Genomic DNA, 19,837 nt, shown 5'->3' on the forward strand with positions numbered 1-19,837 from the left:
AATTTCTATCCCGATCAGCGGCTCCCGGCTAAGGCTGGATATTGCCACTATGCTATCGCAGCTATTATTTAAAAAGAATAAGGCAAGCCTGAGCTAGGGCCCTAATAATATTATTTATAGAACAGCTAATTCTCACCCAACCTCACAACGTCTTCTGGAGAAATAATCTCGCCGTATTGTATCTCCAGAATTTCCAAGGGCTCCTCACCGAACGCAAAAATTTGATGCTTTTGCTTAGGCAAAACATTAACTGACATGCCTTGCGAAAGCTGATGCTCAACACCGTCAACAACAACCTTCGCAAGCCCACGCAAAATCACGAAATGCTCTGAACGATGATGGTGAACTTGCAGCGAGCTTTTTGCGTTAGCATTATAACTTAGCCGATTAATCACAAAATGCTCCGACTCAATAAAACAATCACTACGCCCCCAAGGGCCGTAGCGGCGCTTATTTTTGACCACTTCACTTCTAGAAGCCTTCTTCAAAACAGAAACCAACTTTTTGATATCCTGATCATGATCCCGATGCGCAACAAGAATTGCGTCAGCCGTCTCTACAACAATCAAATGATCAACGCCGACTGCAGCAAGAAGTCGCGTTTGAGAGCGCAAATAAGAATTATTGGTATTGATCTGAAAAACATCACCCTTAATGAGATTACCGCTTTCATCTTTTTCGCTTAGATCAAACAATGCATTCCAAGAGCCAATATCAGACCACTTTAGCGATTCAAGCGGAATGAGCTTAACATTACTGGCTTTCTCCATCACAGCGTAATCAATGGATATCGCTGGACTTTGCGAAAAGCTTTCTACGCCAACACGGATAAAATCCAAATCTTTAGTTTTTTGCTGAAAAGCTTTATAGCATTGAGCATACACCGCCGGTTGTAGTGTTTTTAATGCATCCAAGTAGGCCTTAGCCTTGAATAGAAAAAAGCCACTGTTCCAATAAAAATTACCAGCATCGCAATACGCCTGAGCTTTTTCAACCGAGGGTTTCTCAACAAATTGCTTTACACTAAAAATACCACGAGAGCACTGTTCGCCAGCTTCGATATAGCCATAAGCCGATTCGGGCGACCTAGGTTTAATGCCAAAGGTGTATAAGGCATTATTTTCGAAATGAGCGCTCGAAAGAATAGAAAACATTTCCTCGAGATTTTCCATATAGTGATCTGATGGAACGACAAACATCAAAGGATCAGAAAACTTCTCACAGAGTGACAAAGCCGCCAAAGCAACGGCAGGCGCAGTATCTCGCGCAAAAGGTTCCAAAATAATTTCAGCATCATTAATACCGATTGCTCTTAAGGACTCCGCGACTTGAAAGCGGTGCTCCTCATTAGACACTACCGTCAATGTCTGAAACTGATCATTACCTTTATAACGAAGACAAGCATCCTGCAGTAAGTTATTTTCACCCAACAAAGGAATAAACTGCTTGGGTGATGATTTCCGCGACAAAGGCCACAACCTTGAGCCCGCGCCGCCAGATAAAATAACCGTGTGAATATTGTTAGCCATAATAATCCAGTTTAAGCGCCACTAGACTTGATAGTATTCTCTATACCAGTCCACAAATTGCTTAACACCCTCAACAACCGACATTGAAGGCTTATACCCTAAATCATGCTCTAACAAGGACGTATCAGCATACGTAGACGGCACATCACCTGCCTGCATCGGCATCATATTAAGCTTTGCCTCAATACCAAGCGCTTTTTCAATCGCGTGAATATAATCCATCAATTTTACCGGATTATTGTTGCCAATATTGTAAATACGATAAGGCGCATAACTGCTGGCAGGGTTGGGGTTTAAAGGATCCCAATTGGGATCTGGCTTGGCAGGATGATCCATGGCACGAGAAACCCCCTCAACAATATCAGCCACATACGTAAAATCACGAATCATATTGCCATAATTAAATACATTGATGGTCTCGCCTTTAATCATGGCATCTGTAAACAAAAACAATGCCATATCCGGCCGCCCCCATGGGCCGTACACGGTAAAAAAACGCAAGCCCGTCGAAGGCAAGCCATAAAGGTGAGCATAAGAATGCGCAATAAGCTCGTTACATTTTTTACTGGCTGCATAAATAGCCAAAGGATGATCAGCCCCCTTTGTTTCACTGAAAGGCTGGGCTTGATTTGCGCCATACACAGAGCTGGTAGACGCATACACTAAATGCTTAACCGCATGATGACGACACGCCTCGATAATATTGGTAAAACCCACCACATTGGACTGAATATAGGCGTGAGGGTTTTCCAAAGAGTAGCGCACACCCGCTTGAGCCGCCAAGTTAGTCACACAAACAGGCTGATATTCACCAAACACATGGTTAACAAACGATAGGTCTGCGATATCGCCTTGCTCAAAAATAAAGTTAGAATACTCGGCAAGCTTGGCAAGCCGGGCTTGTTTTAAACCCACATCATAATAATCATTGAGGTTATCGATGCCAACAACCGTTTCACCGAGTTCTAGGCGTTTTTTAGCCAAGTGAAACCCGATAAATCCTGCTGCGCCTGTTATCAATATCGTGCGTTTATCCAAACCATACTCCAATCATCGCCCCAAAAACAAAGAGGCATTATACAAAACCGCCATCGAGAGTAAACTCAGATCGCAAGACGTGGTGAAACATGCACCAGTATCTCATACGCAATCGTGTTCGCTGACGCTGCCATTTCAGCCACATCCAAGCCCTCGCCCCAAAACATCGCAGCATCACCGATTTTCACATTACAGCCAGTGATGTCTACAGTGATCAAGTCCATAGAAACGCGCCCGATAATTGGACAAACTTGCCCTAAAATCATGACATGCGCCGCCTCATCCAAAACACGCGACAATCCATCACCGTAGCCCACACCCAAAACCGCCACCGTCGTTTCCTTGTCGCAACGATAACGACTCCCATACCCGACATAATCGCCTGTTTTCAGCGTCTTGATCACTATAACCCTAGCATACAAAGACATAGCAGGCTTTAAACCCAATGATTTGGCGGATTGATTCTCTAGCGGCGAAGCGCCATAAAGCATAATGCCAGGCCTGAGCCAATCAAAATGAATACCCGGCAAAGCAATCAACCCAGCAGAGTTTGCAAGGCTTCGCGGATAAGGCAAATCCTTTGTCAGAGCAAGAAAAAGATCAATCTGGGCTTGATTGCGAGGATGATCGGGTTGATCAGCATTGGCCAAGTGAGAAAATAGGACTAAATCTTTGGTGATCGCCTCAGCACGCTTTAAGGCTTCAGGAAACTCTTCGGGTAAAAAGCCCAAACGCCCCATGCCTGTATCAATCTTCAACCACAGTGGGTACGACGCTTTAGCCTGCTCGAGTAAATCCAGCTGATAATGCGTGTGCACGACCAAGGTCAACTCATGTTCTAGCGCCAGAGCAAGTTCGTCTTCGCTTAACACTCCCGCCATTAAAACAATGGGCTGAGTAAAGCCGGCATGGCGAAGCTCTATGGCCGTGGGTAAACGAGCCACACCAAAAGCATCGGCATTCGTTAAAGCATCAGCGGTTTCGATGAGGCCATGGCCATAAGCATTAGCCTTGATCATCGCCAATACTTTAGCGGCTGGGGCATACTCTTTAACTCGACTTAGGTTATGCTCCAATGCAGATTTGTCGAGATTAATAGTCACCCACGAACTGTTCATTCAAATAATTCTCAAACCGCGTGTACTGGCCAAGGAAAGTGAGATCCACTCTACCGATTGGTCCATTACGTTGTTTACCAATAATCACCTCAGCCTTGCCTTTTTCAGCCGTCTCCGGGTGATACACTTCGTCTCGATATAAAAACATAATCACGTCCGCGTCTTGCTCGATGGCACCGGACTCACGCAAATCTGACATCACAGGCCGCTTGTCCGCCCGCTGCTCCAAGCTACGGTTAAGCTGGGAGCCTGCAATAATGGGCACTTTTAACTCTTTGGCCAACGCCTTTAATGAGCGCGATATCTCAGACACTTCCAGCGTGCGGTTATCCGACATGCCTGGCACCGTCATCAGCTGCAAATAGTCGACCAAAATCAAACCTAACTGACCATGATCTTTGGCCACACGACGCGAACGAGAGCGCATCTCCGATGGTGTTAAGCCTGCCGTATCATCGATAAACATGGGCGCTTTCGACAAAATGCTCATGGCCGAAGAAATTCTCGGCCAATCATCATCATTCAAACGACCTGTGCGTAATTTGTGCTGATCGATCCGCCCCAGTGAAGACAAGCAACGCGTGGCCAAAGAATGGCCTGGCATCTCAAGACTGAAGACCAACACTGGCAGGCCCGCCTTCACACAAACATGCTCACCGATATTCATCATAAAGGTGGTTTTACCCATGGAAGGTCGGCCGGCGACAATAATCAAATCGGACGGCTGAAGACCGGCTGTCATTTCATCTAAATCCGTAAACCCGGTTGGGGCCCCCGTGATCGGGTTCTTCGAATGATACAGGGTATCGATACGGTCAACCGCCTCGGCCAATAACGGCTTAATGCTTTGTGGACCACCGCGGCTGGGGCCTTGCTCGGCAATCGCAAACACTTTACGCTCGGCTTCATCAAGGACTTCATGGCTGGCACGCCCTTGAGGGTTATATGCGGTGTTAGCTATATCCCCGGAAACCATAATAAGTTGGCGCATAACCGAGCGCTCACGCACGATTTCCGCATAGGCGCCCACGTTAGCCACGCTCGGCGTATTATTAGCAAGATTAAAGAGATAGGATTCACCGCCGGCACTTTCAAGCTGCTTTTTAGCTTTTAATAGATCCGCAACCGTGAGCACATCGAGCGGGCGCTCACGCTGAGTTAGCTCCTGCATGGCCTCAAAAATAACGCGGTGTTTAGCCAAGTAAAAGTCTTCGGCACAGAGGTGCTCGACCACACGATCCCAGGTGTTGGCATCAATCATCACCCCGCCTAGAACCGACTGCTCAGCCTCCAATGAATGCGGTGGCGTCTTGATCGATTGGAGCTGTTTTTCAGTGACGTCTTGGATCATGGGATTCCCCGCTTGATGGCCCGGACTATAGCAAGCTTTGGGCAGCGGATGCAAACACTAGGGCGCATCAAAACTTGAGCAAAAAAACAGCAGGCCTGCTTGTTCAAATCGTTACAAAACAGAGCGCAGTATTTTGGCCATTTTTTGGGACAGGACCTCCAAAGAAAAGCGTTCAGAAATAAGCTGATAGCCATTCTGGCCGAGTTTTGACCCCAGGCTCGCGTCATCAAATAGCGCAATTAATGTTGACACCCACTCATCTTCATTAGCTGCAGAAAATCCGCACTCAGCCAGCGACAAAACCTCTGCATTCATACCAACAGGTGAAACAACAACAGGAAGGCGAGAAGCCATATAAGAAAGCATTTTGTAGCTGCACTTACCCCTCTCCCACAAACCATCAATCAAAGGCATAATCCCGACAGAAAATCCCTGTATAAAAGCTGCCTCTCCAGCTGGAGACCATTTCTGAAAAACGACTCTATCACTATTCAAAGACTTAAATTCGGGCGCCTTATCCGACATGACATGAAAGTGTATGCGGCGATCATGCTCCAGCAACTTTTTCAAAGCCCCCTCAATTTCGTAGAGGTATTTAAAGCCACCAGAACTGCCACTCCAGCCCACAACGAATTTATCAGATTTCCCTGTAGGAGGCTCAACAGAGTTGGCTTGATAAAAATCCATATCAATCGCTGTCGGCAAAATCTCAATGCGCGGATTAATTTTAGAAAAATACTCAGCAAGAAAACTATTTCCACAAATAACAGTACTAGCTAAAGCAGCATTTTTCTGCACAGAAGCCTCGCCGTTTAACCAAATAGCATCATCAACATCCAAAATCATCGGCTTTTTAAACCATGGTTCAACGGTTGAAAACTTAGAAATAAAGTGTCTCTGCACAAAACTGACATCACAAGTATAACTAAGTGGAATATTAGCAAGTCCTTCAAGTAGTTTAGCCCCACCCCAAACAGGCTGAAGCAGCTTGCTCGAAGGCGGATAAGCATCTAAGAGCCCTTTTGAAAGAAGCACGCTAATGCCCTGCCTGTCGAGATAAGGGATGTACTGCAATATTCTATGACGGGAGCTTGGGATGGATTGACCTAAATGGGATGCAAATAATTTCATGATATTATGACGTATATTAAAAAAGATAGAGTGAAACTAACACTAGAAAAAACTTTTGACAAGAGAAAATCAAAACTCAAAAAAACATCAAGGAGACTCACCGAGAAAACGAGCACGCAACACAAGAAACCCTCTCGCCCCGAGCAACAATAGAATCCAAAAGCTTAAAAACCCATGTCGCATCGCTGTTCCATAGTTTGATGTGCCGATAGAATACACCAGCGAAATCAAAACAAAAAGAAGAAGTAAGATAAGCACAGCATCTCTTATGGTCTCATTTTTTTCAAAAAAATAGCTGGCCAGAGAAAAAATCAATAGCACAAGAGTAAGAACACCAAACAGTGAAAAATACAGCGACAGGCCATCATCAATCTTCCACAAAAAAGGATAGAACAAATAATAAAGCCAGCCCAATAGAACCGAGAAGTAGGTTCCTTGAGAAGCAAACGGAGGATAAGCCGTGTTCGCAAGGGAAACTTTAGAGGAGTAATCCAGCGCCATAGTGACAAAACCCTGCTTTAAGGCAAGAAAACAATAAAATGCAAAGTATGAAAAGACAAGAAGACAAAGTAAAATAAAAATTTGCTTACCAAAAGGCGTTCTTCCCGAACCGGAAAAAAACCCGGGAATAACCAAAGCAAAAAGCAAAATAAAAAGCAATACCGCCGCGATCAAAACACCAACATGCCAAACACCCGCCAACACAAATAAAAGCACAGCCAAAATAAAATAAAAAAAGTTTTTATTTTCATTCCAGGTTAACAAGCTAAATGCGGCCAGCATAGTAAACATCAACTGAATCCCCTCCCTAAATACTCCCGTTGAAATAACCAAGAGGTGAGGAGTTAGGGAAAACAGTAGCAATGCAAGCTTCAAATAAAACTCATCCCCAGCCGTAAAGCCTAGTTTTTCGGCTATTTTAATCAACAGAAAAGCTGAAATAAGCCAGAATAGAACGCTCGACAATTGCGCCAACAGCAGAATGTTACTTGTGAAAAATGAATAGTCATATAGAACAGATAAAAAATAAGCGTAGTACTGAGCACCATTCCCCAAGCCCGTATCTAAAAAGCCAACATTAGAATAGAAAAGCGCATTAATTAAGAAATCTTTCGGATCACTGGTCGACATTGGCGGAATAGCATAGAAGTAGGTATTAATAACCAGCAACAAAAGGTGAAAAAAAAGGCAGTAGGCAATGATATGCCTATAAGTAGGTGGGAATCTAAAAAAAACCACCCCCAGAAGCAATATAATCAAAAACAAAAAATGCTCCTAAGCCTGACCAAAAAAATAAAAGATGCCAAAAAAAAATCTCCTAATAAGCCAATCAAATTGGATAAATGCCCGCAAAAAATATTCAAAACTTTTCATATTTTTTTACAGTGACATAACCCCTATAAAAACAAAGCCTTAAGATCTCCGAAGCTATATTTAAGAGCCTAAAGCGACTAAAATCGAGAAAAAACATCAGTCGAATATGAAGCGGACAAGCAACTGAGCGTATTATCTCAAGCCTAATTTTTTTTACGTCACTCATCATCGAGAGAGCCGTATCAGGATTCCTTGATTCGTTAACAAAAACCCTATAATAGCCAAGAGACTTCTTTTGATATCGCATCATATTGAAACCTGCCCGAAGCAGCTTCACATAAAAATTATAATCTGCAACCCAAGTATCTTGATCATAGCCACCCACACTTAAAAAACTAGATTTTCGACAAACAAAACCTACCTGATACACCTGATTACTAACAGCCATAGATTCGAGGGTTACGCTGCGAATAGGCGCGCAAAAAAAATGGCACAAGTAAGAAAAGAAATTAGCTGCTTTACAGTAAAGGGTCATCTTCTCAGAAAGAACAGTCGGCATAATGCCAAATGCATCGCAACAATTGTATGTATCGATCAGCTCAAGCACTTTTTCAACATAGTCGTTAGCCAGAAAATCATCATCGTGCAAAAGAGCTACCCATTCCGTACCAGCCAAATGATAGCAACGATTAATATTGCCATACATACCCAGATTCTCTGGGTTTTTATAGTACGTCAAGTTCGAGACATTCCCGTAATGCTCAAGAAGCAAGCGTCCAGCGGCTCCATTTTTATCCGTATCATTATCAACAACAATAACCCGATAATCGCGACTTGTCTCCTGAGCAAGCGCGCTATCTAGAGCAGCTTTTAAAAGCTTTTCACGCTTATAAGTCGGGATTGCAATCGTCAAGCTGGGTTTATTTTTCATCATGCCAGGCCCCACTAAATCAATCTTAAGCGCAAAAGAGCATTATAAAGATAACGTCTCTCAGCCCTACCAAACAGAGTAAACAATAGGGTTAAGATAAGAGAAAGCGCTGAAACCAAGAGTATATTCAAAATCGGAAAACTAAAAACATCCCCAGCCTTGTTAAGAACCAAAATTTGAAACAAAAAGCAAGAAGCGCATTGAAAGAAAATAAGAAAGTACCGACGGAACGAATAGCGCAGCTTTGAGACAGAGACAAAAACAGCATACCAATTGTTTGTGAGAAGCTGAGAAATAACTATACCAAGAGCTGCGCCAACCACACCGAACTTCACAATAAAAAAATAAGACAATACAAGGTTAATGGCGCCAGAAATTAGGGCTACCAGGCCAAACTTGACGTAACCATACGCCATAACCATTTGAGCACAAAAAACATGATTCACCTCAAGCAAGCCTGTTATCAGCATTAAAGACAGGGCGACCGGCTGAAACCTAAGCTCACCCAACCAAACCTGAGCTATTGATTTTTGGCAAACAAAGATAATCACACACAAAAAAACAGCTGTTAACAATGAATATTTAAGCCCCCAAGAAAACAACTCATGGATTTTCTCAAAATTACCCTGCCCTTTAAAATGCGAAACCATTGGAATAAGCGGTTGAGCCATGACGCTAGAAACCATCAGAACGCCGGTGACAAGCATAGAAATAACCGAAAAAGCAGTAACACTTGAAGGGCCGCTCAAACGAAACAGTAGCAATGGCGCAGCCTGAAAAATTAGCATTGTACCCAGGGACATAATACTCCACTGAATACACACAGGATAAATCCTGTAAAAGACGGCCTTATTGACTCTTAAACGCAGCCTTGCCCGATATACTCGCTTACTATAGCAATAAGAAACAATAAAAAGAAACGCATACCTTAACAGATATGCAATTGACAAGCCGAGTAAACCTGCACCCAAGAACAAAAACAGTATAGCCAACACGAGACCAATGAGAACGCCAGCCATCTCAAATAATTTCGCAGTAGAAACATTTTTCATTCCGTACATAAGTGAAAGATGCGGGTTGCACTGAAGCCTAAGCAAGATACTTATCGAAAAAAAGACGAACGACAAAGAAAACGCCGTGAGATGGCCAGAAGTTCGCGGGAAAGAATGAATAATATAAGCATACAATGAAGCTAGCAGAAAAATAGCAAAAAAAGCGATAACTTGAACAAGACTAAAAACCGTTGAGTATAAGTTTTCAAGCCTGTACTTAGGCTGGACTTTATAACTTGCAAAACCAATCTCACGACTCAAGGATGGCCCCAGCCCAAAATCACAAAAAGTCATAAAGGTAAAAACACTTAAATACAAAAACCATATACCCGTATCAACGTGACCGAGGTCCCTGACCACAAAAAAAGAAAGCACAAAACCGCTTAATGTTGAAACTGACATTTGCAAGAAGCTTGATAATGCTCCAAGGGCAATAAAACTCTTCACTCCAAGCCCTCAGGAAAAACATGGCGCGCGGACCAATCATCGAGGGTTCTGAAGTTAGACCACAACTCCATGACCTCTCGATCTCGATAAGAGCGCCCTCCCCAGACAATGTTTAGCTTTTTGTTAAAATGTTTCTCATAACGACTGACGACCTCCTTCAAGGTCATCGGCTTTCGAGTAGAAACCCCAAACTCTTGATAGGAACCTTGCTTTAGCTGGCCCAGCTTTTCTAACGCGACAAATATTGCACTCACAACATCATCAACATGAACTAAGTCCAACTTTTGCCCCCCCGGCGACATTAAAAGTTCTTCACCGGTACTAGCGACTCGCCCCAGAAGATGAACAAGCTTTTTTCGAGGATCGCCAGTACCATAGGTATCAAATAGCTTCAAAGTAATACACGAAAACTGCCTAGCACTCACATAATATTTGATCAAATCCACAAAGGCCTGCTTTGTCGCAGCATAAAAACAAACCGGATCATATTCACGATTCATATAGTGCTGCCAGCTTGTACCTATATTGATGAGCTTGGTCACACCACAACCAGACATTGCCTCCAATAGATGAGCACCGAACAAAACATTTGAATTGATAAGAGAGGTAATGTCTTCAGGTTTATGCTCAGCAATAAAGTGAGAGGCAACATGCACCACCGCAGTCGCATGAAAATCAGAAATTACCTGGGACAAGCTTTCAAGAGTTCCGTCGTATACACAAAACTCTACACGTTCACGCACCTGCGCTAGCAAGGTAAGATCAGACCCCTTCCTAATTATGCACAAAATAGAGTTGCCGCATGCAGCAAGTGACTTTACAAGAGAAGAGCCAATGTAGCCTGTTGAACCAGTAACAATATAATTTGCCATATCTACCCAGCCATTTAAAAAGGTGAATTAAACTCGCTAAAATAAGGATGCTGCTGATCCCTCTCAGAAATAATCGGCAAAGGGAGCTCATCGCCACGAGAAAACAGTTGCTCACAAGATTTCCAGTGCAGCCCAACATCTGCTTTGGGAGCATACACCGATGTGGTTTTATAGACCATGATCGCTAAATCACTTAAGACCAGAAATCCGTGGGCAAAACCTTTAGGCAAATACAGTATATTGGCCTTGTCTTCACTTAGAATTAAAGACCTAGCTTGGCCAAAAGTAACTGAGTTTTTTCGCAAATCTAAGAAAACATCTAAAACTTCGCCCGATAAACAATAAACAAGTTTTTCATGATCATGCGGCGGCAGCTGAAAATGAAGCCCCCTTAAAACATTTTTCTTCGAAACAGAGTAATACTCTTCTTGAAAATCAAAACCCTCAATACCGTTATCAGCATACTCTTGGGCGTGGAATGTTTTAACGAAAGAGCCGCGGACGTCAGTAGAAACTTGGGGGGTAATTTCAAAAACGCCCGGAAGATCTATTGAGCAAAACTTCATTTTGACCTCCCTGCCTTAAGCGAACTAGGCGTACTGACGCAAAAACGATGCTGCACATTCATGAAGGTAATCCATCATTTCTTGGTTTAAACCATGGTGACATGCCGTCAAAATACCACCGCGCATTACATCATCTGAACAACGATAACCTTCAGAACTAGCTTTATGCGGAATGTTTTTAAACCCTGGTTGACGCAGAATATTACCAGTAAACACTGTTCGAGTTTGAATGTTTTGCTTTTCCAGATAGATTTGCATATCAGTTCTACTGAACGGCGCATCACTCCTGACAGTCAATGGAAACGCCAACCAACCTGTTCGACAATTCTCGAGGGTTTTTGGCAAAACAAACCAATCTTCATATTCTTTGAAAAATGCAAGCTGTTGCTCGAACCATTTATTTCTTGCATCAATGTTTTTTTGTAACTTGCCCAGCTGAACCAATCCGAAAGCAGCGCCCATCTCAGAAGGCTCCAAATTGTACCCGAGCGCCTCAAAAACAAATTTAGCATCGTAACGTATACCTTCAATGTCAACGTTAAACCGATTCTCAATTGCTTCTGACTCAACAAACAAAGAAGAGCTTCGACCCCAGCTGCGTAACAACTTAGCACGGGAATTCCACTCCTTATCATTAACGCATAACATGCCGCCATTACCTGCACAGTTAATAACATGGGAACCATAAAAACTTGTGATGCTGATATCAACAAAACGCCCAGAAGACAGGCCATCAATCTCTGCACCTAAGGTATCGCATGAGTCTTCAATCACAATCAAATTATACTTATCAGCTATTTCACGAAGTTTTTTCCAGTCCGGCAAATTACCCAGAAGATTTGGAATCATCATGGCGCGAGTATTACTCGTAATCATTGATTCTACCTTCGTTGCATCAATATTGTACGTTCCTTCCTCAACATCAACGAAAGCAGGGATGAGACCATTTTTCACCAAAGGTGCCACAGTGGTCGAAAATGTTAAGCTAGGGGTAATGACTTCGGATCCTTTGGGCAGTCCCAATAATTCGATAGCCAAGTAGTTAGCTGACGACCCAGAATTCACCATAATGCCATACTGCTTATCGTAAAGCCGAGCAACCTGACTTTCCATCTCACGAACATGCTTACCCATTTGCGTCGATGTTTTCAAACACTCAACAACAGCATCAATCTCCTCTTGACCATGAACTGTTTGACCATAAGGCACGAAGATATTTTTAGGATTATTAACCGTCATACAAAAGACCCTTTTTCAGAAAATTGATGTTGAAAAGCGCGAATTTGCGCCAATGTTAGCTCAAAGATATCAGCCCCACAAGCATATGCCTTATACCACTCAACGATAGCGTCCAAAGCATGATCCAGCGACCATAGTGGCGTCCAACCCAGAAATTTTCTTGCTTTTGCACTATCCAGCTGAAGGTAATGAGCCTCATGCGGGTGCGAAGATTTATCATGCTCCCAAGCCGCACCTTGCCCCCAGCCATCAATCATCCGCTCAACAATGTAGCCCACCGGCTTAACATCTTCGACATGAGGGCCAAAATTCCAGGCAGATGAAAAAATCCCCGGCTCGTTCCACATACTTTCAGCCAATAATAAATACCCCATCAGTGGCTCTAAAACGTGCTGCCAAGGCCTAATCGCTTTAGGGTTTCTCACAAGTACCGGCTTATTACCAAGCAACGAGGTTACAATATCGGGAATTAGGCGGTCATTTGCCCAATCACCACCACCAATAACATTACCCGCCCTTGCTGTTGCAATCGACGTTTGATGCTCTTCAATTTTTTCAGGATTAAAATATGAAGCCCTATAAGCCGCGGTGACAAGTTCCGAACAAGCTTTGCTGCTACTATAAGGGTCATACCCTCCCAACGGCTCGCTCTCTCGATAGCCCCAAATCCACTCTTTATTCTCGTAGCACTTGTCAGTCGTGACATTAATCACCACCCTGACAGACGGACACGCTTTTACAGCCTCAAGAATATGCGCTGTACCCATAACATTAATACTGTACGTTTCAAGAGGGTATTCGTATGAAAAACGGACAAGTGGCTGTGAGGCCATATGAATAACAATATCAGGTTGAACAGCACTCATGCGAGCCTGTAATGCATCAAGATCACGCACATCACCAACACAATGATTGATTAAAGCCGGCATATCAAGAAGGTTAAACAGTGAAGGATCGGTATTGGGTGACAAGGCATAACCAAAAACCTCTGCCCCTAATTCCTTTAACCACAAGCTCAACCAGGTGCCCTTGAAACCGGTATGCCCTGTAAGTAGTACCTTTTTATTTTTCCAAAACGTGTTATTCACCCCATAGCCTCCAAGGCGCCTGGCCAGAGTTCCAAAGCTTCTCAAGCATGTGTTTCTCACGCAGCGTATCCATCGGCTGCCAAAAGCCAGTGTGAAAATAACAACTCATTTCATTATTCAAAGACAAGTTTTGCATTGGCGCTTGCTCCCAAATGGTTGCATCACCCTCAATATAATCAATAACCGCAGGCGAAAGAACAAAGAACCCCCCATTGATCCATGAGCCATCACCCTTAGGTTTCTCCTGAAAAGAGTCGACCTTGTTATCCGTAAAATTCAGCGCACCAAAACGTCCCGCTGGCTGAACTGCCATCACGGTCGCAAGCCTGCCTTCTTTCCTGTGCAGTTTAAGCAATGCGTCAATATCAATATCAGCAACGCCATCACCATAAGTAAAACAAAATGCTTCTTCATCCTTCAGGTAATCTTTAACGCGTCGCAAACGACCGCCGGTCATGCTCTCATTACCTGTGTCAACCAATGTAACACGCCAAGGCTCTGCCTTTTTATGATGAACTTCCATTTCATTTTCACGCATACAGAAGGTGACATCCGACATATGCAAAAAATAGTTCGCAAAATACTCTTTGATCACATAGCCCTTATAACCCAAGCAAATAATAAAATCGTGAATACCATAGTAAGAATAAATCTTCATGATATGCCACAGAATAGGCATGCCTCCAATTTCAACCATTGGCTTGGGCTTCAAAGAAGTTTCTTCACTTAACCGCGTTCCCAAACCACCAGCAAGAATTACCGCCTTCATTCAATCTCCATGCTAAAACGAGTTCTATCCAGGCTCATAAACAACCAAAGTCAGCCAGCATTATACAAGACGGCGACTGATAGTAAACCAAGGGTGTTGAGTAAAGCCTAAGCGTATAAGCGCATTATTTGGGCAATAACGATTTCATCAGAAAACAAGGCTTCAACCATGTGGCGACTAGCTCGCCCAAATTTTTGCCGGATTTCAGAACCATCAGCCAAAGACTCGATTGCTGCTGCCAAAGCCACTGAGTTTTTGCTTGGAACCAAGTAACCATTCTCACCATCATGGCAGATCTCACGGCAACCCGGAACATCCGTTGAAACGATCGCACGACCACAAGCAGCAGCCTCAAGCAAGGTTTTTGGCAAGCCCTCACGATAGGAAGGAAGAACAGCAATGTGTGAGTTGCTATAAATGTGTGCTACATCATTTCGACGCCCGAGCCAAAATAAATTCGGCAGCTCTTCACAGAAATTGAGCAGTGCCTGTCGGCTCAGGGAGTTCGGGTTAACTTCATGTATATCACCGACCAACTGGATATGTATATCCGACCGGCCTTTTTGATATAATATTCTCGCCGCTTCACACAACTCCACAATACCCTTATCTTTAAGCATCCGTGAAATACAGCTAACAACCACTGGCGGTGCTTTGGGCTCCGGAAGATAGGCATAATCGCTTAGACTGACCCCCGAACCTTTAATTAAAAACAAGCGACTCTTCTCGATTAAGCGATTGGCCAAAGTATTGTAGTCATCATCATTTTGAACGATTAGCCTCACCTTAGAAGATAAGCAAAGCAAACGAAGAAGGCTGAAGGTGATGCTTTTTAAAAAACGCGTTAAGCGGCTACGAGAAGTAAACAAATAACCCATGCCCGCCAACAAACCAATAAACTGTTTCGCCCTTGAAAAACGAAAAGCAATGAGGCCAAGCAACACCATGCGGACAGAAACGACATGCACATAATCAGGACGCAACTTGATAAAACCACGCCAAAGCCTCCATACAAGCTTAAGGTTTCCCAGAAAAGCCACTCCCTTTGCGCGAAGACGCAAATCAAAAACCTCAAAGCCATAAGCAGATAACTTTTGACTTTCCACCGGCGAAGAAAAAGTGGTGGCAACGACGAGCCTAAAGCCGGCATTTTTCAACGCTAAAGCAAACGCCAAGCGATGCGACATAAAATAGCCGATGTCTGCAACGACCAACATAACCGTTTTAGTTTTGACTACATCATCCATTGTTTATACCAGCTTTGAAACATGAGTATATTCCATAACGCAAAAGACCAATTCCGCTTACCGCTAAGGTGCTCTTTCCAATAAGAAGATACTTGCTTCTCATCCAAGTAGCCTTGAGCACGAAGCATATCAGGCTGAAGCAGTGACTGAGCCCAGTCTTTCAAATCAGACCTTAACCACTGACTCAGCGGCACACCAAAACCCATTTTAGGTCGATCAATCAACCCCTTGGGCACATGGCGATATAGCACATCCCTCAAAACACGCTTGCCTTGACCTTGATCTATTTTATAAGCCAATGGTAACGACCAAGCAAATTCAAAAATACGGTGATCCAAAAACGGCACACGGGTTTCGAGCGAAACCGCCATCGCCGCACGATCAACTTTCGTTAAAATATCATCCATCATATACGTTTGCGAATCAGCAAGCATCATCCACTCTTGATAAGAAAGCTCTTTTGAAGCCTTCCAAAACCAGCGCTCATTAAAACTGTATTCCTTGGCACCAAGTACGAAACTTGTATCGTAAATCTGAGAACACAACAGACGATATAAGTCTTCTCTAGAACGACCACCCTGCTCGACCACAGCCTTAAGTTTTAACAGTTTGTCAGGCAGCTGCGCATACGCCGTTGGCAAGTAACCCAAAACTTTCAAAAGAGCCGAGGGCAGCAATTTAAGGCCTGCCCTAAAAGGCCCTGGATCAATAAAACGGCTGAAAACCGATTCAGCCAAAAAATAGCGATTGTAACCACCAAATAATTCATCGCCAGCGTCACCTGACAAACTCACTGTGACTTGAGTTTTTACTAACTGACTCACTAAAAACGTTGGTATTTGAGAAGAATCGGCAAAGGGCTCGTCATAAATAGTAGGTAATTTAGGCACCACAGAAAGTAGATCTTTCTGGCCAACATACAACTCTGTGTGATTCGTGTTTAGATGCTTAGCCACATCCTGAGCGTACTGTGCCTCATTAAAAGCTGCCTCATGAAAGCCGATGCTAAAGGTATTAACCTTCTTGGGTGAGAGTGACTGCATCAACGCAACAATTATAGAAGAGTCAACACCACCAGACAAAAAAGCCCCCAGAGGAACATCTGATTGCATTTGTATTTTTAACGTGTCTTTAAGCTTAGACTCAAGTAGATCAACAGCCTCATCATAAGTACCTAAAAATTTATCTTGAGACAACACACTGGATGCTTGCCAATAATACGACAATGATTGGCTGCGATCAGAACCGACCTTCAGGTAACTGCCAGGTTCAAGCTTCGAAATATTTTCATAAATTGAACAAGGGGTTGGAACATAGGCATAGCGCATATACGTCGCCAAAGCCTGGCGATCAACCTGAAAACGCCAACCCAAGGAAGATAGCGGCCTTAATGACTTGAGTTCAGAAGCAAAAGCCAAGGTATTGTTTTGAATACCATAATAGAGTGGCTTCTCACCAAAGCGATCGCGCGCCAAATAAAGTTCTTTTTTCTCAAGGTCAAACGCGGCAAACGCAAACATGCCAACACATTGCTCTAAAGCTTTTTTTATGCCCCAGATATCAATCGCATTAACTAGAACTTCGGTATCGCTATCACCCTTGAAACTCAAACCACCATGGACGAGCAAGCTATCCCTTAGTTCGGCATAATTATATATTTCGCCATTAAAAACAATCACCCACCGGCCAGAGGCAGAAAACATCGGCTGATGGCCTGCTTGAGATAAATCATGAATGGACAAGCGAACATGGCCTAAAGCAAGGCTATCCTGAGCATAAACACCTTCACCGTCTGGTCCGCGGTGGCGAATACTCGCCAGCATTTTTTCGATAAGCGAGCTATCTGCGCGCTGATGCTCAAAAGACCAGTAACCTGCAAAACCACACATTATCGAACCTCAGCCTGATTATCAACAAGGCTACTATAAAGATCCTCGTACTGCTTAACAACCGAATGTATTGAATAATGAGCTACAGCATAATCACGCATCCTGGCTCGTTCTTCATCGGTCATTTTCAGCGCTTTAAGGCAGTTTTCGGCCAAACTATCGATGTCATTAGGCTGAGAAACAAAACCATACTCAGAAACAACCCTGGCGCAATCACCAACATTCGTTACGACACAAGGGACACCGCAAAACATTGACTCTCCAACTACATTTGGAAACCCCTCTTCAAGCGAAGTTAGAAGATGCACATCCAGCGCAGGAAGGTAGCGTGAAGCATCGACCTCGCCAAGCAACCGGATTTTTTTTTCCAAGCCTAAATCTTGAATAGACCTTAGCAAAGCATTATTAGCTTTAACACAAAACTCACCCGCCAAGACAAAGCAACAATTATCAAGCCCACTGTCCAAAAGAACTCGCGCCACTTCCAAAAAGGCACGATGATTTTTAATAGGATGATACCGTGCGAACATACCGATTAACCTTGAAGACGGCTTAAGCCCAAATAATTTTCGGCAGTGGCTGTAGATACCCTGGCTTGGATAGAAAACAGTTTCGTCAAAACCATTAGGAATAAAGATGTCTTTTGGCTTTAAAAAACCAATGCCGTGATGCTGCTGCTGAGAGCGCATAGAATTATTCACCACAATATCAGAAAAGCGACTTACCCAAGCATTCAAACGAATCACACATCGCGTCATGACCTTGTAGTTCTTAAAGTTTGCCAAGCTTGCCCGTATATTTTGAACGAGCCTGGTTTTAATACAGAATGGGCGCATAACCGCCGTAAAGACGTTAGCATGATACATCCAGGACTGCACAAGATCTGGGCGCTGACATTTAAGCAAACGCCTGTAACGAAAAAAAGACATCAAAATACCATAAACCGTCTTCATATTGAGCATGTAAACAGGCACCCCAATAGATTCCAGCTTCTCTACGTAGGCCCCGCCGGAGGTCATTACAATAACCGTGCTTTCAAAACGCTTCTTATCAATATGACTGACAAGCTTATAGAGCATAGCCTCAGCGCCACCCTGCCCAAGCCCAGAAATAACATGAAGAACCCTCAACTTTTTCACAAGGGATTTACCACACTCGCTTCAAATTCAAACTCAAGCCGACCAAAAAAATATAGGCTACAGAACAACTAATGCAGTAACACCTATTCATTGACAATTTCTTTCAGGTACGAAAGCAATCCAGGTGCAAGCTCACTTCGCTTAAGCGCATAAGCAATGGTCGCCTTCAAAAAATCAGCTTTATTGCCACAGTCGTATCGACGCCCGGTATGCTCGCAGGCATAAAAAGGCGCATGAGATAGCATCGCTGACAAGGCATCTGTCAGCTGAATTTCACCGCCACGGCCTTTCTTTGTGTTGGCCAAATAGCCAAAAATGTCTCTGTGCAAGATATAACGCCCGACCACTGCTAGGTCTGATGGCGCCTCAGCCAAGCTTGGCTTTTCAACAATCCCAGAGACTTTACCATCAGCATCGGCAGAAACGATGCCGTATTGATCAACCTTAGACTTTGGCACACGCTCTACCGCAAGCACATTCCCGCCCACTTGATGATGATATTCAACCAGCATATTTAAGCAGGATTTCTTACCCATATCGATCAAGTCGTCAGACAGCAAAATAGCAAAATAGTCTTCTTTAATGATGGCCGCAGCTCGCATAACTGCATCGCCCAAACCCAAAGGGTAAGGTTGACGAACATAAACACAATTCACATGGGCTGGAAGCAAGGCTTTCAAAGCTTTAAGCTGCTCATGTTTTCCAGACGCCTCAAGCGCAGCTTCAAGCTCATAATTACTATCAAAGTAATCTTCAATCGCTCGCTTTGTGTAGCTAGTCACAAAAATCAAGTTTTCGATGCCTGCAGCTATTGCCTCTTCAACCACATACTGAATGATGGGCCGGTCAACTATCGGCAACATTTCTTTAGGCGAAGCTTTTGAAGCTGGCAAAAAACGCGTACCTAAGCCTGCAACCGGCAAGACGGCCGTTTTAACTTTGTTGACTTTATTTACCATGTTAATCAATAAAACCCTTTAAAAATCGGCTCAGAGCATAGCATGCAAGACCTTATGAGCCAAGAGCCTCGCCGTATATTGGGTGCGATTAAAAGTGTAGGTTTTTGAAAAAAACGTTAGAATCCATGTAATTTTAATATTACAGAAGGATCGAAAGA

The 19,837-nt window shown here is 43.6% G+C and carries 17 protein-coding genes; all 17 read right to left on the reverse strand.

What is annotated here, in order from left to right; translation table 11 throughout:
* Positions 1 to 125: 125 nt before the first annotated feature.
* The 17 genes from COV52_09360 to COV52_09440 all read right to left on the reverse strand — a co-directional run bounded on the left by COV52_09360 (position 126) and on the right by COV52_09440 (position 19,679).
* Complete coding sequence (locus COV52_09360; protein PIR10338.1) at positions 126 to 1,529, reverse strand: mannose-1-phosphate guanylyltransferase/mannose-6-phosphate isomerase; 1,404 nt, start codon at positions 1,527 to 1,529, stop codon at positions 126 to 128.
* Between the two features lie 21 nt (positions 1,530 to 1,550).
* Entirely contained in the window at positions 1,551 to 2,552 is a 1,002-nt protein-coding gene (locus COV52_09365) for a capsular biosynthesis protein CpsI (GenBank protein PIR10354.1), read from the reverse strand.
* Between the two features lie 80 nt (positions 2,553 to 2,632).
* Entirely contained in the window at positions 2,633 to 3,685 is a 1,053-nt protein-coding gene (alr, locus tag COV52_09370) for an alanine racemase (protein PIR10339.1), read from the reverse strand.
* Positions 3,660 to 5,036 (reverse strand): replicative DNA helicase, encoded by a 1,377-nt coding sequence (locus tag COV52_09375; protein PIR10340.1) that lies wholly within the window; start codon positions 5,034 to 5,036, stop codon positions 3,660 to 3,662. The genes alr and COV52_09375 overlap by 26 nt, the downstream gene beginning before the upstream one ends.
* A 111-nt stretch (positions 5,037 to 5,147) precedes the next feature.
* On the reverse strand, positions 5,148 to 6,167 hold the full coding sequence (locus COV52_09380) for a group 1 glycosyl transferase (protein ID PIR10341.1): 1,020 nt from the start codon (positions 6,165 to 6,167) through the stop codon (positions 5,148 to 5,150).
* An 87-nt stretch (positions 6,168 to 6,254) separates the two neighbouring features.
* Complete coding sequence (locus tag COV52_09385; protein ID PIR10342.1) at positions 6,255 to 7,433, reverse strand: hypothetical protein; 1,179 nt, start codon at positions 7,431 to 7,433, stop codon at positions 6,255 to 6,257.
* A 94-nt stretch (positions 7,434 to 7,527) separates the two neighbouring features.
* Positions 7,528 to 8,427, reverse strand: coding sequence for a hypothetical protein (locus COV52_09390; protein ID PIR10343.1), 900 nt, complete (start codon positions 8,425 to 8,427; stop codon positions 7,528 to 7,530).
* Positions 8,427 to 9,866 carry a hypothetical protein gene (locus COV52_09395; protein ID PIR10344.1) on the reverse strand — a complete coding sequence of 480 codons (1,440 nt, stop codon included), beginning with the start codon at positions 9,864 to 9,866 and terminating at the stop codon, positions 8,427 to 8,429. Before COV52_09395 ends, COV52_09390 begins: the two co-directional genes overlap by 1 nt.
* Positions 9,867 to 9,907: 41 nt before the next feature.
* Positions 9,908 to 10,783, reverse strand: coding sequence for an NAD-dependent dehydratase (locus COV52_09400; GenBank protein ID PIR10345.1), 876 nt, complete (start codon positions 10,781 to 10,783; stop codon positions 9,908 to 9,910).
* A gap of 14 nt (positions 10,784 to 10,797) precedes the next feature.
* Positions 10,798 to 11,349: a dTDP-4-dehydrorhamnose 3,5-epimerase gene (gene rfbC / locus COV52_09405; protein PIR10346.1), complete on the reverse strand. Its 552-nt coding sequence runs from the start codon at positions 11,347 to 11,349 to the stop codon at positions 10,798 to 10,800.
* Between the two features lie 24 nt (positions 11,350 to 11,373).
* Positions 11,374 to 12,564, reverse strand: coding sequence for a NarL family transcriptional regulator (locus tag COV52_09410; GenBank protein PIR10355.1), 1,191 nt, complete (start codon positions 12,562 to 12,564; stop codon positions 11,374 to 11,376).
* 20 nt (positions 12,565 to 12,584) lie between these two features.
* Entirely contained in the window at positions 12,585 to 13,676 is a 1,092-nt protein-coding gene (rfbG, locus tag COV52_09415; protein PIR10347.1) for a CDP-glucose 4,6-dehydratase, read from the reverse strand.
* Entirely contained in the window at positions 13,669 to 14,445 is a 777-nt protein-coding gene (gene rfbF, locus COV52_09420) for a glucose-1-phosphate cytidylyltransferase (protein PIR10348.1), read from the reverse strand. Before rfbF ends, rfbG begins: the two co-directional genes overlap by 8 nt.
* Before the next feature lie 107 nt (positions 14,446 to 14,552).
* On the reverse strand, positions 14,553 to 15,692 hold the full coding sequence (locus COV52_09425; protein ID PIR10349.1) for a glycosyltransferase family 1 protein: 1,140 nt from the start codon (positions 15,690 to 15,692) through the stop codon (positions 14,553 to 14,555).
* Positions 15,680 to 17,581 carry an asparagine synthase (glutamine-hydrolyzing) gene (gene asnB, locus COV52_09430; GenBank protein PIR10350.1) on the reverse strand — a complete coding sequence of 634 codons (1,902 nt, stop codon included), beginning with the start codon at positions 17,579 to 17,581 and terminating at the stop codon, positions 15,680 to 15,682. Before asnB ends, COV52_09425 begins: the two co-directional genes overlap by 13 nt.
* Positions 17,581 to 18,660: a hypothetical protein gene (locus COV52_09435; GenBank protein ID PIR10351.1), complete on the reverse strand. Its 1,080-nt coding sequence runs from the start codon at positions 18,658 to 18,660 to the stop codon at positions 17,581 to 17,583. The genes asnB and COV52_09435 overlap by 1 nt, the downstream gene beginning before the upstream one ends.
* A 143-nt stretch (positions 18,661 to 18,803) precedes the next feature.
* The gene (locus COV52_09440; protein ID PIR10352.1) at positions 18,804 to 19,679 is read right to left on the reverse strand and encodes a UTP--glucose-1-phosphate uridylyltransferase; all 876 of its coding nucleotides are present in this window, start codon (positions 19,677 to 19,679) and stop codon (positions 18,804 to 18,806) included.
* Positions 19,680 to 19,837 lie beyond the last annotated feature (158 nt).

The organism is Gammaproteobacteria bacterium CG11_big_fil_rev_8_21_14_0_20_46_22 (assembly GCA_002796245.1).
Taxonomy (GTDB): Bacteria; Pseudomonadota; Gammaproteobacteria; order UBA12402; family UBA12402; genus 1-14-0-20-46-22.

What these genes read in the sequence shown, in the direction of transcription:
- rfbC (PIR10346.1), bottom strand. Translation starts at nt 11,349, where the DNA reads ATGAAGTTTTGCTCAATAGATCTTCCGGGCGTTTTTGAAATTACCCCC.
- COV52_09360 (PIR10338.1), bottom strand. Translation starts at nt 1,529, where the DNA reads ATGGCTAACAATATTCACACGGTTATTTTATCTGGCGGCGCGGGCTCA.
- asnB (PIR10350.1), bottom strand. Translation starts at nt 17,581, where the DNA reads ATGTGTGGTTTTGCAGGTTACTGGTCTTTTGAGCATCAGCGCGCAGAT.
- COV52_09440 (PIR10352.1), bottom strand. Translation starts at nt 19,679, where the DNA reads ATGGTAAATAAAGTCAACAAAGTTAAAACGGCCGTCTTGCCGGTTGCA.
- COV52_09400 (PIR10345.1), bottom strand. Translation starts at nt 10,783, where the DNA reads ATGGCAAATTATATTGTTACTGGTTCAACAGGCTACATTGGCTCTTCT.
- COV52_09425 (PIR10349.1), bottom strand. Translation starts at nt 15,692, where the DNA reads ATGGATGATGTAGTCAAAACTAAAACGGTTATGTTGGTCGTTGCAGAC.
- COV52_09375 (PIR10340.1), bottom strand. Translation starts at nt 5,036, where the DNA reads ATGATCCAAGACGTCACTGAAAAACAGCTCCAATCGATCAAGACGCCA.
- COV52_09435 (PIR10351.1), bottom strand. Translation starts at nt 18,660, where the DNA reads ATGCTCTATAAGCTTGTCAGTCATATTGATAAGAAGCGTTTTGAAAGC.
- COV52_09395 (PIR10344.1), bottom strand. Translation starts at nt 9,866, where the DNA reads ATGTCAGTTTCAACATTAAGCGGTTTTGTGCTTTCTTTTTTTGTGGTC.
- COV52_09380 (PIR10341.1), bottom strand. Translation starts at nt 6,167, where the DNA reads ATGAAATTATTTGCATCCCATTTAGGTCAATCCATCCCAAGCTCCCGT.
- rfbF (PIR10348.1), bottom strand. Translation starts at nt 14,445, where the DNA reads ATGAAGGCGGTAATTCTTGCTGGTGGTTTGGGAACGCGGTTAAGTGAA.
- alr (PIR10339.1), bottom strand. Translation starts at nt 3,685, where the DNA reads ATGAACAGTTCGTGGGTGACTATTAATCTCGACAAATCTGCATTGGAG.